Genomic DNA, 13435 nt, shown 5'->3' with positions numbered 1-13435 from the left:
CGCACTCGTTAAGCTGCGCATCGAATGGATATCCGTAAAGACAGTGTGCAATTCATCGCACAGGCGTTTTTGCCGATACCCCTTCATGGAAGGTGAATGTGACCTGAGTGTCTCGTCCAGCTTCACCCACCTGTCACCCTGTTTCCTCTGCCCGAGAATCAGGAGCAGGGTGACGGATCGCCCCGAAAGGGGTTTTGCACGCGACGCTTCCATCAATAACAAGCCCAAGCGGAGTACCACAGATGGCGTTCTTCACCGCAGCCAGCAAAGCCGACTTCCAGCACCAACTGCAAGCGGCACTGGCCCAGCACATCAGTGAACAGGCACTGCCACAAGTGGCGCTGTTCGCTGAACAATTCTTCGGCATCATTTCCCTGGACGAGCTGACCCAGCGTCGGTTGTCCGACCTCGCCGGCTGCACCCTTTCTGCGTGGCGCCTGCTTGAGCGCTTCGATCACGCGCAACCGCAAGTGCGCGTCTACAACCCGGATTACGAACGCCACGGCTGGCAGTCGACCCACACCGCGGTCGAAGTGCTGCACCACGACCTGCCATTTTTGGTGGACTCGGTGCGTACCGAGCTGAACCGTCGCGGCTACAGCATTCACACCCTGCAAACCACTGTGCTGAGCGTGCGTCGCGGCAGCAAGGGCGAGCTGCTGGAAATCCTGCCGAAAGGCACCCAGGGCGAAGGCATTCTGCAAGAATCGCTGATGTACCTGGAAATCGACCGCTGCGCCAACGCGGCCGAACTCAATGTCCTGACCAAAGAGCTGGAGCAGGTTCTCGGTGAAGTCCGCGTCGCGGTCACCGATTTCGAACCGATGAAAGACAAGGTCCAGGAAATTCTCTCCGGCCTGGACAACAGCCAGTACGCCGTCGATCCAGAAGAAAAAGCCGAAATCAAAAGCTTCCTGGAATGGCTGGTGGGCAACCACTTCACATTCCTGGGCTATGAAGAGTTCGTGGTTCGCGATGAAGTCGACGGTGGTCACATCGTCTACGACCAGGATTCCTTCCTGGGCCTGACCAAACTGCTGCGCACCGGCCTGACCTACGATGACCTGCGCATCGAAGACTACGCCGTGAACTACCTGCGCGAACCGACCCTGCTGTCGTTTGCCAAGGCTGCGCACCCAAGCCGTGTACACCGTCCGGCTTACCCGGATTACGTGTCGATCCGCGAAATTGACGCCGACGGCAAAGTCATCAAGGAATGCCGTTTCATGGGCCTGTACACCTCTTCGGTGTATGGCGAGAGCGTGCGGGTCATTCCGTACATCCGCCGCAAGGTCGAAGAAATCGAACGCCGTTCCGGCTTCCAGCCCAAGGCTCACCTGGGCAAGGAACTGGCGCAGGTGGTCGAAGTGCTGCCGCGTGACGATCTGTTCCAGACGCCGGTGGACGAGCTGTTCAGCACCGTGATGTCGATCGTGCAGATCCAGGAGCGCAACAAGATTCGCGTGTTCCTGCGCAAAGACCCGTATGGCCGTTTCTGCTACTGCCTGGCCTACGTGCCGCGCGACATCTACTCCACCGAAGTGCGCCAGAAGATCCAGCAAGTGCTGATGGATCGCCTGAAAGCCTCGGACTGCGAGTTCTGGACCTTCTTCTCCGAGTCCGTGCTGGCACGCGTGCAACTGATTCTGCGCGTCGATCCGAAGAACCGTCTCGACATCGACCCGGTCCTGCTGGAAAAAGAAGTGGTCCAGGCCTGCCGCAGCTGGCAGGACGACTACGCCAGTCTGGTAGTCGAAAGCTTCGGCGAAGCCCACGGCACCAACGTGCTGGCTGACTTCCCGAAAGGCTTTCCAGCCGGTTACCGCGAGCGTTTCGCTGCCCATTCGGCCGTGGTCGATATGCAGCACCTGCTGAGCCTGACCGAAAAAAATCCGCTGGTGATGAGCTTCTATCAACCACTGGGCCAGGTGTCTGGTCAGCGCGAATTGCACTGCAAGCTGTATCACGCCGATACACCGCTGGCGCTGTCCGACGTGTTGCCGATCCTGGAAAACCTCGGTCTGCGCGTGTTGGGTGAATTCCCGTATCGCCTGCGCCACAACAGTGGCCGCGAGTTCTGGATTCACGACTTCGCGTTCACCGCCGCTGAAGGCCTGGAACTCGACATCCAGCAACTCAACGACACCTTGCAGGACGCCTTCGTCCACATCGTGCGTGGCGATGCCGAGAACGATGCGTTCAACCGCCTGGTGCTGACCGCCGGCCTGCCTTGGCGCGATGTGGCGCTGTTGCGTGCCTACGCCCGTTACATGAAGCAGATTCGACTGGGCTTCGACCTGGGTTACATCGCCAGCACCCTGAACAACCACACCGACATCGCTCGCGAGTTGACCCGGTTGTTCAAGACCCGTTTCTACCTGGCGCGCAAGCTGACCAGCGACGATCTGGAAGACAAGCAGCAACGCCTGGAACACGCGATCATTGCCGCGCTGGACGAAGTTCAGGTGCTCAACGAAGACCGTATCCTGCGTCGCTACCTGGACCTGATCAAGGCCACGCTGCGGACCAACTTCTACCAGACCGATGCGAACGGCAAGAACAAGTCCTACTTCAGCTTCAAGTTCAACCCGCACCAGATTCCAGAGCTGCCCAAGCCAGTACCGAAGTTCGAAATCTTCGTTTACTCGCCACGCGTCGAAGGCGTGCACCTGCGCTTCGGCAACGTCGCTCGCGGTGGTCTGCGCTGGTCTGACCGTGAAGAAGACTTCCGTACCGAAGTGCTGGGCCTGGTAAAAGCCCAGCAAGTGAAGAACTCGGTCATCGTGCCAGTGGGCGCCAAGGGCGGCTTCCTGCCGCGTCGTCTGCCACTGGGCGGTAGCCGAGACGAGATCGCGGCCGAGGGCATCGCCTGCTACCGCATCTTCATTTCGGGCCTGTTGGACATCACCGACAACCTGAAGGACGGTGCGCTGGTTCCGCCGGCCAACGTCGTGCGTCATGACGACGATGACCCGTACCTGGTGGTCGCTGCGGACAAGGGCACTGCCACCTTCTCCGACATCGCCAACGGTATCGCCATCGACTACGGCTTCTGGCTCGGCGATGCATTCGCATCGGGCGGTTCTGCCGGTTACGACCACAAGAAGATGGGCATCACCGCCAAAGGCGCGTGGGTGGGCGTTCAACGTCACTTCCGCGAGCGCGGCATCAATGTCCAGGAAGACAGCATCACCGTGGTGGGCGTCGGCGACATGGCCGGTGACGTGTTCGGTAACGGCTTGTTGATGTCCGACAAGCTGCAACTGGTCGCAGCCTTCAACCACTTGCACATCTTCATTGACCCGAACCCGGAGCCGGCCAACAGCTTCGCCGAACGTCAGCGCCTGTTCGACCTGCCGCGCTCGGCCTGGTCGGATTACGACACCAGCATCATGTCCGAAGGCGGCGGGATCTTCTCCCGCAGCGCGAAAAGCATCGCGATTTCCCCGCAGATGAAAGAGCGCTTCGACATCCAGGCGGACAAACTGACCCCGACCGAACTGCTGAATGCCTTGCTCAAGGCACCGGTAGACCTGTTGTGGAACGGCGGTATCGGCACCTACGTCAAAGCCAGCACCGAAAGCCACGCCGATGTCGGCGACAAGGCCAACGATGCACTGCGCGTGAACGGCAACGAACTGCGCTGCAAAGTGGTGGGCGAGGGCGGTAACCTCGGTATGACCCAACTGGGTCGTGTCGAATTCGGCCTCAATGGCGGCGGTTCCAACACCGACTTCATCGACAACGCCGGTGGCGTGGACTGCTCCGACCACGAAGTGAACATCAAGATCCTGCTGAACGAAGTGGTTCAGGCCGGGGACATGACCGACAAGCAACGTAACCAGTTGCTGGCGAGCATGACCGACGAAGTCGGCAACCTGGTGCTGGGCAACAACTACAAGCAGACCCAGGCCCTGTCCCTGGCGGCGCGTCGTGCCTTGCCGCGGATCGCTGAATACAAGCGCCTGATGAACGATCTGGAAGGTCGCGGCAAGCTGGATCGCGCCATCGAGTTCCTGCCGGCCGAAGAAGCCATCAACGAGCGCGTCGCTGCAGGCCACGGCCTGACCCGTGCCGAGCTGTCGGTGCTGATCTCCTACAGCAAGATCGACCTCAAGGAAGCGCTGCTCAATTCCCAGGTGCCGGACGACGATTACCTGACGCGTGACATGGAAACCGCTTTCCCGCCAAGCCTGGTGAGCAAGTTTTCCCAAGCCATGCGCCGTCACCGTCTGAAGCGCGAAATCGTCAGCACCCAGATCGCCAACGATCTGGTCAACCACATGGGCATCACCTTCGTTCAGCGACTCAAAGAGTCGACCGGCATGAGCCCGGCGAACGTGGCCGGTGCTTATGTGATCGTGCGTGACATCTTCCATCTCCCGCATTGGTTCCGTCAGATCGAATCCCTGGATTATCAGGTTTCCGCCGACGTGCAACTGGAGCTGATGGACGAGCTGATGCGCCTGGGCCGTCGCGCCACGCGCTGGTTCCTGCGTGCCCGTCGCAACGAGCAGAACGCTGCCCGTGACGTTGCGCACTTCGGTCCGCACCTCAAGGAGCTGGGGCTGAAGCTCGACGAACTGCTCAGTGGCGAGATCCGCGACACTTGGCAGGCCCGCTATCAGGCGTACGTCGAAGCCGGTGTGCCGGAGTTGCTCGCACGTATGGTGGCTGGCACTTCGCACTTGTACACCCTGCTGCCGATCATCGAGGCCTCCGACGTGACCGGCCAGAACCCTGCAGACGTGGCCAAGGCCTACTTCGCCGTGGGCAGCGCGCTGGACATCACCTGGTACCTGCAACAGATCAGCGCTCTGCCGGTTGAAAACAACTGGCAGGCCCTGGCCCGTGAAGCGTTCCGTGATGACGTCGACTGGCAGCAACGTGCGATCACCATCTCCGTCCTGCAACAGGGCGACGGCACTCAGGACGTGGAAACCCGCCTGGCGCTGTGGATGGAAGAGCACGAAGGCATGATCGAACGCTGGCGCGCGATGCTGGTGGAAATCCGTGCCGCCAGCGGTACCGATTACGCCATGTACGCGGTGGCCAACCGTGAGTTGCTGGACCTGGCGTTGAGCGGGCAAGCGGTAGTGCCTGCGCCTGTCACAGCAGCTGCGGAGCTGGAACCGGCTGCCTGATCGGCTGTTGAATGAAAAAAACCCGCATTGAGAGATGCGGGTTTTTTTGGGGGTGGACGTGCTCATTTCATTGTGATTAAAGGCAAGATTATGCTGAGCGCTAGTACGACGCTTGAAGTTGTTTTGACTCAATGGCTGATAGTGTCTCTGTGGGTTGCATCACTAAATTGTTGAGCGATTGATCAAACTTTTGCAGTGCCCGAATTTGCACATTCTGTTGCTCGTTAATATCCGCCACAATCTCTTCACTGCGCTTGTAATCGGCCCATAACGGACTCAACGCTTTGGCATCATGCCCTTGAGCAGTGCCGATGTAATTGAAGTTTGAGTCGTAGAACTGCGCACTCACATGCGCTTCGATATCCGAACTGCGCGATGTGATCAATTGGCTGCGGGTGTCGACAATGGCGACCACGTCGGGCTTCGCCGCCCTGAGGCTTTGCATGTCCGGATACACCGTCACCGAGCCGAACTGGCGTTGTAACGATGCCTTGACCCAGTCCACGGCATGGTCCGGTCTGGAGGTGGCCACGTAGGCGTCGTGGATCGATTGCACCAGCAGGCTCTGGCCGAAGCCGGTGCCGGCGTTGGCCTGGTAGTGTTGCAGGTAGTCGCGGTTGGCCTGGGTGTTGCGGCTGTAGACGATACCCAACGAAACCTGGTGGCCGTTGGGGACGTGCGTGGCATTGCTGCGGCCAACCGGTCCAGTAAAAAGGCCTTCCAGCGAAGACCCGGCTTTGGGCGCAGTGGGAACAGAGCAGCCCGCCAGGATGAGGGTCATTGTTAATGTACTGACAAGCGCAAGTTTCATGGTGTTACTCCAGTGAAACAACATGAGTCGGAAGTTGTAATGTCGGAATATCCGGCGAGTTATCCAGACTAAACCTGTCGCTGCACAATGAAATAGCCAGTCGCTGCACTTCTTGGCTGGCCGATAGTTTAATTGGGTTTAAGCGAGGCCCAGTAATCACGCCGGGAAATAAAAAGGCCCGAAATGTTAATTCGCGCCTTTTTATTTATGGCTATCCCTTCAGCTATCAGTTTTCCAAGGGGATCAACACTTTCTCGTCGGGGGACAACACCATGAATACCAATAGTTTGGCAGTCTTGGTTGCACTGGCGTTTTTCGAAACCAAGTGTTCCGAGCCGGCGGGTTCGTACCAATACTGTCCGGCCTTGTAAGTGATTGCTTTCTCACCCTTCACTTGAGAAATAACCGCACCTGACAGCACGTAGGCCATGGCAGTGCCTTCATGCTTATGGGCAATCGACGATTGGCCGGGTTTGTAGTCGACCTCGATCATCATGGCTTTTTTGCCGGGCACGTTTTTCAGCGCTTCATCCTGCAATACCGTGATCTTTTCTGAAGGGCCTTCGTGAGCAATGGCAGTCGCAGAAACGGTCAGGGCGAGGGCAGCCAGGGGAGCAGCAAGGATACGCAAAGCTTTCATGGTCATTCACCTGCGGTTGGTTTAGTTGTCAGAAACAACAGTAGTGCGCAGGTGGGGCCAATCAAACAGCCAATATTCGCGAAGGTGAGGGGACCAATCTGCAGCGGCCCTGTGGCGAGGGGACAAGCCCTCCGCCACAGGGCAGCTACAGGGCGTTCAGCGGATCGGGAAGCTGTTGAAGTCGACGGAGTTCGCCAATCGGTTGTCGATCAGGCCAATAAAGCCTTGTACTTCAGGGCAGTTGAAATGCGATTGCATGGCCGCTTCCGATTGCCAGCGGGCGCTGACGGTCCAGCGGTTGCTGTCCTCTGGGCAGCGGTCGACCATATAGGAATCACAGCCCGGTTGCTGACGCAGGGTGTCGACAATCTTTTGCAGTTGCTTACCCAGTTCTTCCGAGCGGCCGGCGGCGGCCTGCACCTGTACGGTATTGATCACTTCGTTGGACATTGCTCACACTCCTGAATCAGGCCGGACGAATCCTGCTCACTGAGGGATAACGCTTATGCAGGATAGGCCTGCACCTGTGGACCGCCAATAGCCAATCGCTGGATAAAGCCGCAGACCAATCGATCAGGCCACCTGCTGCAAAATGTCGCGCAAACGGTCCAGGGCGATGTCGATGTCCAGGGTTTCGATGGCGCCAAAGCCCAGGAACAGCCCGGCCCGTGGCGCTTGCTGGTAGAAAAAGCTGTCGATAGCGTAGAGGCCGACTTCGACCTTTTTCGCCAGTTCGATCACCAACGGAATATCGATAGGCACTTTGCACATCACCACCATGTGAAACCCGGCCGTGGTGGGCACGGGTTCAAGCCAGGGCGAAAGGTCGCCCGCCATGCGCGACAGGATCCGCTCGCGACGTCCGGCATAGATCGTATGGCAGCGCCGGATATGCTTGAGCAGGCAACCTTCGGCGATGAACTTGGCCAGCGCCCACTGGGGCAGGGTGGAGGTGTGCAGGTCGGTCAGTTGCTTGGCGCGGATGACGGCTTCAAGAATCGCCGGCGGCAACACCGCATAACCGAGGCGCAGCTCCGGCAGCATGGTTTTCGAAAAGGTCCCGACGTAGGCGACGATGCCGCGCTCATCCATGCTTTGCAGTGAATCGGTCGGGCGGCCTTCGTAGCGAAACTCGCTGTCGTAATCGTCCTCGATGATGATTGCGCCCAACTCATAAGCCCGTTCCAGCAGCGCAACCCGGCGTGCCTGACTCATCGGCATGCCCAGCGGAAACTGGTGGGACGGCGTGACGTAAATCAGCCGGGTGCCCAAGGGAATCTTGTCCACCTCAATCCCTTCGGCATCCACCGGCACCCCGATCACCGTGGCCCCATGGGTGCCAAACAACAGGCGAGCCGGCGGATAGCCGGGGTCTTCCATGGCGACAATGCTGCCCGGACGGGTCAGCACCCGGGAGATCAGGTCCAGCGCCTGTTGCGCGCCATTGCACACCACCACGTCTTCGTCCTGGCAATTGACCCCACGGGAAAATGCGATGTGCCGGGCGATCGCGTTGCGCAGCGCCGGCAGGCCTTCGGGCAGGCTGTAGAAGCCCTTGGAACCGGCAATCTGGCGCAACGCGTGAGAGGTGCAGCGCCGCCAATCGTCCTGCGGAAACTGGCCTTTGCTGGTCGCGCCACCGATGAAGTCGTAGCGTAACGAGCCCTCCAGGGTCGGGTGGCGCAGAAACACCGGCAGGTTGCGCCAGGACTCGATCACCTCGAAGCTCGCCAGCTGTGAATGGCTTTGCTTGGGGGCGGCTTTGGCTGTCCGGGCGTTGACGAACGTGCCTTTGCCGATCACCCCGGTGAGGAAGTTCTCATAGGTCAGTTGCGCGTAGGTGTCGGAAATGGTCTTGCGCGAAATGCCCAGCTGTTCGGCCAACAAACGACTGGGTGGCAGTTGCGTCCCGGCTGCCAGGCGGCCGGATTCAATGGCGCTGCGCAGTTGGTTGTACAACTGGCCTGCCAGGTCCTTGCGGCCGTTGATGACAACATGAAGTTCCATACCGGCGAGGCTCCTGGAGCGATTGAGGCGCGTGTGCGTCGCGCCAGATTACCCGCATGAGCCGCCGTGCAGAAGTTGCGTGGGCGAAAAACCCGGGATTGGTCTGCCGCCGAATGGTCCACGGCTTTTTCGCCGAATTGGATCTGTAACGCCGCTGCGTCAGCGCCTACCTTGGGGGTCTTCATTTGATCCAAAAGGGTCACCACATGAGTTCCCGCCTGGATTACTACAGTGCGTCGCCCAAAGCGATGAAAGCGATGATTGCCATGGAGGCCTTGACCAGCAACCTCAGTATCGAGCCAGCCTTGCTGCATTTGATCAAGATCCGCGCCTCGCAACTCAATGGCTGCGCCTTCTGCACCGACATGCATTCAGTGGATGCGCGGCGCCTTGGCGAGACGGATCGGCGCTTGTATTCGATTGTGGTGTGGCGCGACAGCGGCTTCTTCAACCCTCGTGAACGCGCGGCGCTGGCCTGGACCGAAGCGGTGACCTTGCTTTCCGAAAGCCATGTGCCGGATGACGTCTACGCCGTGGCGCGTGAGCAGTTCAACGAAAGCGAAATGGTCGACTTGACCATCGCGGTCACCACCATCAACAGCTGGAATCGCCTGGCGGTGAGTTTTCGGCAAAGCCCCAGCAGCTGAATCGATTTTCCGCCGTAGGTGTCACGTCAGGTTCATAAACGCTGCGCAGGATGAGGGCTTCAAGGATAGATCGACAGGAGTCATTGATGTCATTCATGGAATCCACCCACGCCGCCGGTATCGATCCGGTACTGGCGCAGTCTTTCCGGGTCAGCGCCCGTTGCGGCTGTTTCATGCAAGCGGCCCGCAGCCTCAACATCAAATCAACTCAGTTGCGCAAACACCTCGCGCAGCTCGAAACGCAATTGCAGTGTTCGCTGTTCAATCACCAGGACAATGGCCTGGCCTTGAGCCGTGAAGGGTTGCAGCTTCAGGCGCAATTGATCGCCCTGGCCCATGAACACGACGTACCGGTGATCGAACAGCCGCTGATTCGGCTGGCTGTGGCCGAGTCGATCCTGCACGACATCCTGGGCCGCGATCTGGTCTCGTTGCTGCGACGCAACGCCAGCGTGCGCCTGGACATCATCACGCTGGACAGCGAACTGTCGCTGCGAGCGGTCAGTGCAGATGTGGTGCTGTGGCTGGCAGGCACCGAGTCACCGCTGCCGGGCCCGAGTTTCCCTGTCAGCGAGCCTCAGCCTTTGGCGCGACTGGATTATCTGCCGCATATCGCCAAACGTTATTCACGGGTAGCGGCCCGCCCCGACAGCCTCGATGACCTCGCTGACTTCATGTTGGTGCAATGGCAGCCTGATCGTCAGATCGAGAGTTTTCGGCCGTGGAATGGCGTGGTCGATCAGCGTCTGGCCGGCGTGGTGCAGTTGCATTCTTATGAGCTGATGCTGGAAATGATTCGTTGCAGCGCCTGCATTGGTTTGCTGCCCAATTACATGAGCCAGTTTGACAGGGGGCTGGTCGCGTTATCGGGGTTGTTCGACCAGCCGATGCAGCGCCAGGTGTGGATGGCGGTCAATGCCGAGTCTGCGGGGCAGGCCGAGGTGCAGATGATCGTCGAACTGATTCACAACACCTTCAACGAGCGGCGGGAGTGGTTCGAAGCCTGAACGCCTATCCAACCCTGTAGGAGCGAGCCTGCTCGCGAAGAGGGAATGTCAGTGACATCAATGTCGACAGTCACGCCGTCATCGCGAGCAGGCTCACTCCTACAGGGCTTGTCCTGCAATCGGGTTCTGGTCACATCGCGAGATGGTGTTGTAGAGTAAGCGGCCATGTCTGCATCAAGGATGAGTCAACCATGCCCGCCACCGATTCTGTCATCACCCTCGAACGCTTCAGCGAATCCCACATCGACGGCGTCACCGCGCTCTACAACGAGCCGGCGATTACCCGTCAGGTCCTGCAAATGCCGTTTCAATCCACCGAGATCTGGCGCCAACGCCTGGCTTCGGATAACGAGCGGCTGGTGAAGCTGGTGGCGCTGCATCAGGGCGCGGTCATCGGCAACATTGGTCTGGAGCAGTTCTCGCGGATCCGCCGCAGCCATGCCGGCAATCTCGGCATGGCGGTCGCGGTGCAATGGCAAGGCAAAGGCGTGGGCTCAAAACTGCTGGCAGCGGCGCTGGACGTCGCCGACAACTGGATGAACCTGCAGCGGGTCGAGCTTTCGGTGTACGCCGACAACGAAGCGGCCATCGGGCTGTACCGCAAGTTCGGTTTCGAGACCGAAGGCCTGTTCCGTGACTACGCCGTGCGGGACGGCCGGCTGGTCGATACCCTGAGCATGGCGCGCCTGCGCCGCTCACTCAAGTCCGACTGACTCAGTCGCCCAACGCGAACGCCACTGCCGCCTGCGCATGCAGTTCGGTGGTGTCGAGCAAGGGCAGGGCGCTGTGCTCGGGTTTGATCAGCAGGCCGATTTCCGTGCAGCCGAGAATGATCGCCTGGGCGCCACGCCGAGTCAGCGACTCGATGACCTGCTGATACACCTTGCGTGACGCCTCGCTGATCACCCCGACGCACAACTCGTCATAGATGATCCGGTGCACGGCGTTGCGTTCCTCGGCGTCCGGCACCAGCACCGTCAACCCCATCGCGCTCAGGCGATCCTTGAGAAAGTCCTGTTCCATGGTGAACGCCGTCCCGAGCAACCCGACTTTCAGCGTTCCGGCCTCCACGGCGGCCTGACCGGTCGGGTCGGCGATGTGCAGGAACGGAATACTGATCGCGGCCTGAATCTGCCCGGCCACCTTGTGCATGGTGTTGGTACACAGCACCACGCATTCGGCACCACCGGCCTGCAGTCGCTGCGCCGCATCCACCAGAATCGCCGCCGCGTCGTCCCAGCGCCCGGCATGCTGGGCCTGTTCGACAGGGCCGAAGTCGACGCTGTACATTAGCAATTTCGCCGAACGCAACGGCCCGAGCCGGTCGCGAACCTGTTGGTTGATGAGGCGGTAATACTCGGCGCTGGACTCCCAGCTCATGCCGCCGATAAGGCCGATGGTGCGCATGGCGTGCTCCTGTTGTTGGCAACCCTTTGCGAGAGAGTGTCCAGTGGATCCCGGTTTCGATCTATCAGGAAATTTCACATGCCTGATGTCATGAGTCAGCGTTTGTTCGACGGCAAAGTCTGCCTGCAACTCTTGCCCCGTGCGGCGTACAGTGCGCGTGACGCGGCGCAGTCGCAAACGCTTGGGGTCACGCTGGAGCGTCAGCAGGGTGTGCACGCCATCGATTCCGACCGTCGGGTGGATTTCGATACCTTGCCCGGCGTCTTGGCGTATACGCCGATCGGCGTCGAGGTGTTCTCCGAGTCCGTCACCGGTGGTGAATACCTGCTGATGCGCCTGGACGAACCGTTTGCCGATGAACAGTTACCCTGTGTCACCCGCCGTGTGCAGTCTTCAGGCAATCGACGTGCGCTGACCCTGGCACGAGCGGTGCGGCGTCTGTTGCTCGCGCCGCAGCCCGATCCACTGGCGTTTGAGCAGTGTGCGCTGGGGCTCGTTGGCTTGACCCGGCAGAAAATCGACACCACACAGCGGATCACGTCCATGTCCTTCGTCCGGGTGCTGGAGCAGATCGCCGGGCAGTTCCACCAGCCTCTGACGCTTGCGCAACTGGCCGACACCTACGGGCAGAATCCGCTGCGTTTCCTGCGCGATTTCACCCAGGCCATGGGCCTGACGCCCCATGCTTATCTGGTGGAAGTTCGCCTTCAAGCGGCACGCCGCATGATCGAACGCACAGACCTGAGCCTGGCCAATATCGCCCTGGATTCGGGGTTCGCCCATCAGTCGCACATGGGCAGCGCGTTTCGCAAATACCTGGCCATGACCCCCAGCCAATACCGTTCACGCTTTTAGTCGTACGCCGGCAGCGCGCATCTGCCATGCTCAACGTCCGCAGCACCGCTTCAACCAAAGGAACACCGCAATGGACGACGTACAGCAACTGGGCGAGATGCTTCGCCACTATGCAGAAAGCGAAGCGCACAAGAAGCAAGTGTTTGAGTCGCAATCGGCCGTGTGGGCGACGCGCATTGGTGAACTGTTCGACCAGATCCAGCAATGGCTGGAGCCGATCCAGGTGCCGAACCTGCTGGAAGTGAGTCGCGAGGTGTATGTCGCTTCAGGGCCGAGCGTTCCGGTCGAGTCGTCGACGTTCAAGACCGAGAAACTGAGCATTGTCATTGCCGGCAAACCGGTGGAGTTCGTGCCGGACGTGATGGGCGTCGGTGGTCAGATTTCGTTGGCGGTGATGGGTTTGACGGCCGCGCGGTATGGCAGCATTTCGCTGGTGTGCCTGCCGCCTTCGACGAGCTGGCAATGGCGCAAGACCAATGGTTTGAAAGACCCGGATACGTTTGCCTTCGACGCGAACTTCCTGGCGCAGCAGTTGCAGAGCCTGATCCCCCGCGAACGCGGCTGATTCTCTGACCTTACACATAATCCTGTGGGAGCGAGCCTGTTCACGATGACGGTGTATCAGTCAGCATTAATATCGACTGACACTGCGCCATCGCGAGCAGGCTCGCTCCCACATTTGGATGTGTGGTGTGTCAGATTTCCAGGTTGACCCAACCGGGTTTAGCTTCTTCGGGGGCTACCGCCTTCACAGTCTTCCCCGTCGCCAACTCCACCCGCCGCGCCACCTCAGGGTCATCGGCAAACGGAATCAGGCTCGCGTCCTCCAGGCTCTCGGCCGTCTGGAGTTTCAGGCAATACTCGATTGCCAGCCAAAACCCCACGACCCCGAACAAATTCAGCACTATCTCGGTCAT

General features: G+C 59.7%; 12 protein-coding genes. 6 read left to right on the top strand and 6 right to left on the bottom strand.

Features of this window, described 5'->3' with window-relative positions; translation table 11 throughout:
• The first annotated feature begins 242 nt into the window (after positions 1–242).
• Positions 243–5144: an NAD-glutamate dehydrogenase gene (locus AB4N91_RS13210; protein ID WP_102594849.1), complete on the top strand. Its 4902-nt coding sequence runs from the start codon at positions 243–245 to the stop codon at positions 5142–5144.
• A gap of 100 nt (positions 5145–5244) precedes the next feature.
• On the opposite strand, the gene AB4N91_RS13205 is transcribed toward AB4N91_RS13210, so the two are convergent.
• The 4 genes from AB4N91_RS13205 to pdxR all read right to left on the bottom strand — a co-directional run bounded on the left by AB4N91_RS13205 (position 5245) and on the right by pdxR (position 8602).
• Positions 5245–5955 carry a hypothetical protein gene (locus AB4N91_RS13205; RefSeq protein WP_010459884.1) on the bottom strand — a complete coding sequence of 237 codons (711 nt, stop codon included), beginning with the start codon at positions 5953–5955 and terminating at the stop codon, positions 5245–5247.
• Between the two features lie 226 nt (positions 5956–6181).
• The gene (locus tag AB4N91_RS13200) at positions 6182–6595 is read right to left on the bottom strand and encodes a cupin domain-containing protein (RefSeq protein WP_077749662.1); all 414 of its coding nucleotides are present in this window, start codon (positions 6593–6595) and stop codon (positions 6182–6184) included.
• 156 nt (positions 6596–6751) lie between these two features.
• On the bottom strand, positions 6752–7045 hold the full coding sequence (locus AB4N91_RS13195) for an antibiotic biosynthesis monooxygenase family protein (protein ID WP_010459887.1): 294 nt from the start codon (positions 7043–7045) through the stop codon (positions 6752–6754).
• 123 nt (positions 7046–7168) lie between these two features.
• Complete coding sequence (pdxR, locus tag AB4N91_RS13190) at positions 7169–8602, bottom strand: MocR-like pyridoxine biosynthesis transcription factor PdxR (protein ID WP_010459888.1); 1434 nt, start codon at positions 8600–8602, stop codon at positions 7169–7171.
• Between the two features lie 206 nt (positions 8603–8808).
• Here pdxR and AB4N91_RS13185 point away from each other — a divergent pair, with 206 nt between their 5' ends.
• The 3 genes from AB4N91_RS13185 to AB4N91_RS13175 all read left to right on the top strand — a co-directional run bounded on the left by AB4N91_RS13185 (position 8809) and on the right by AB4N91_RS13175 (position 10969).
• Positions 8809–9249, top strand: a complete 441-nt coding sequence (locus AB4N91_RS13185) for a carboxymuconolactone decarboxylase family protein (RefSeq protein WP_010459889.1) — start codon at positions 8809–8811, stop codon at positions 9247–9249.
• An 86-nt stretch (positions 9250–9335) separates the two neighbouring features.
• The gene (locus AB4N91_RS13180) at positions 9336–10256 is read left to right on the top strand and encodes a LysR family transcriptional regulator (RefSeq protein WP_169857979.1); all 921 of its coding nucleotides are present in this window, start codon (positions 9336–9338) and stop codon (positions 10254–10256) included.
• A 191-nt stretch (positions 10257–10447) separates the two neighbouring features.
• On the top strand, positions 10448–10969 hold the full coding sequence (locus tag AB4N91_RS13175; RefSeq protein WP_083376864.1) for a GNAT family N-acetyltransferase: 522 nt from the start codon (positions 10448–10450) through the stop codon (positions 10967–10969).
• Between the two features lies 1 nt (position 10970).
• Here the strand turns inward: AB4N91_RS13175 and AB4N91_RS13170 are convergent, their stop codons facing one another.
• The gene (locus AB4N91_RS13170) at positions 10971–11663 is read right to left on the bottom strand and encodes an aspartate/glutamate racemase family protein (protein WP_154504501.1); all 693 of its coding nucleotides are present in this window, start codon (positions 11661–11663) and stop codon (positions 10971–10973) included.
• Positions 11664–11741: 78 nt separating this feature from the next.
• Here AB4N91_RS13170 and AB4N91_RS13165 point away from each other — a divergent pair, with 78 nt between their 5' ends.
• Positions 11742–12518 carry a helix-turn-helix domain-containing protein gene (locus AB4N91_RS13165; RefSeq protein WP_154911778.1) on the top strand — a complete coding sequence of 259 codons (777 nt, stop codon included), beginning with the start codon at positions 11742–11744 and terminating at the stop codon, positions 12516–12518.
• Positions 12519–12588: 70 nt separating this feature from the next.
• Positions 12589–13083, top strand: coding sequence for a hypothetical protein (locus AB4N91_RS13160; RefSeq protein ID WP_010459894.1), 495 nt, complete (start codon positions 12589–12591; stop codon positions 13081–13083).
• A 130-nt stretch (positions 13084–13213) separates the two neighbouring features.
• Here the strand turns inward: AB4N91_RS13160 and AB4N91_RS13155 are convergent, their stop codons facing one another.
• Complete coding sequence (locus AB4N91_RS13155) at positions 13214–13435, bottom strand: CcoQ/FixQ family Cbb3-type cytochrome c oxidase assembly chaperone (protein WP_102594855.1); 222 nt, start codon at positions 13433–13435, stop codon at positions 13214–13216.

It is taken from the genome of Pseudomonas sp. H3_D04 (assembly GCF_054669175.1).
Note: the sequence above shows the minus strand (reverse complement) of the source record. Positions and strands in the feature narration are given on the sequence as shown.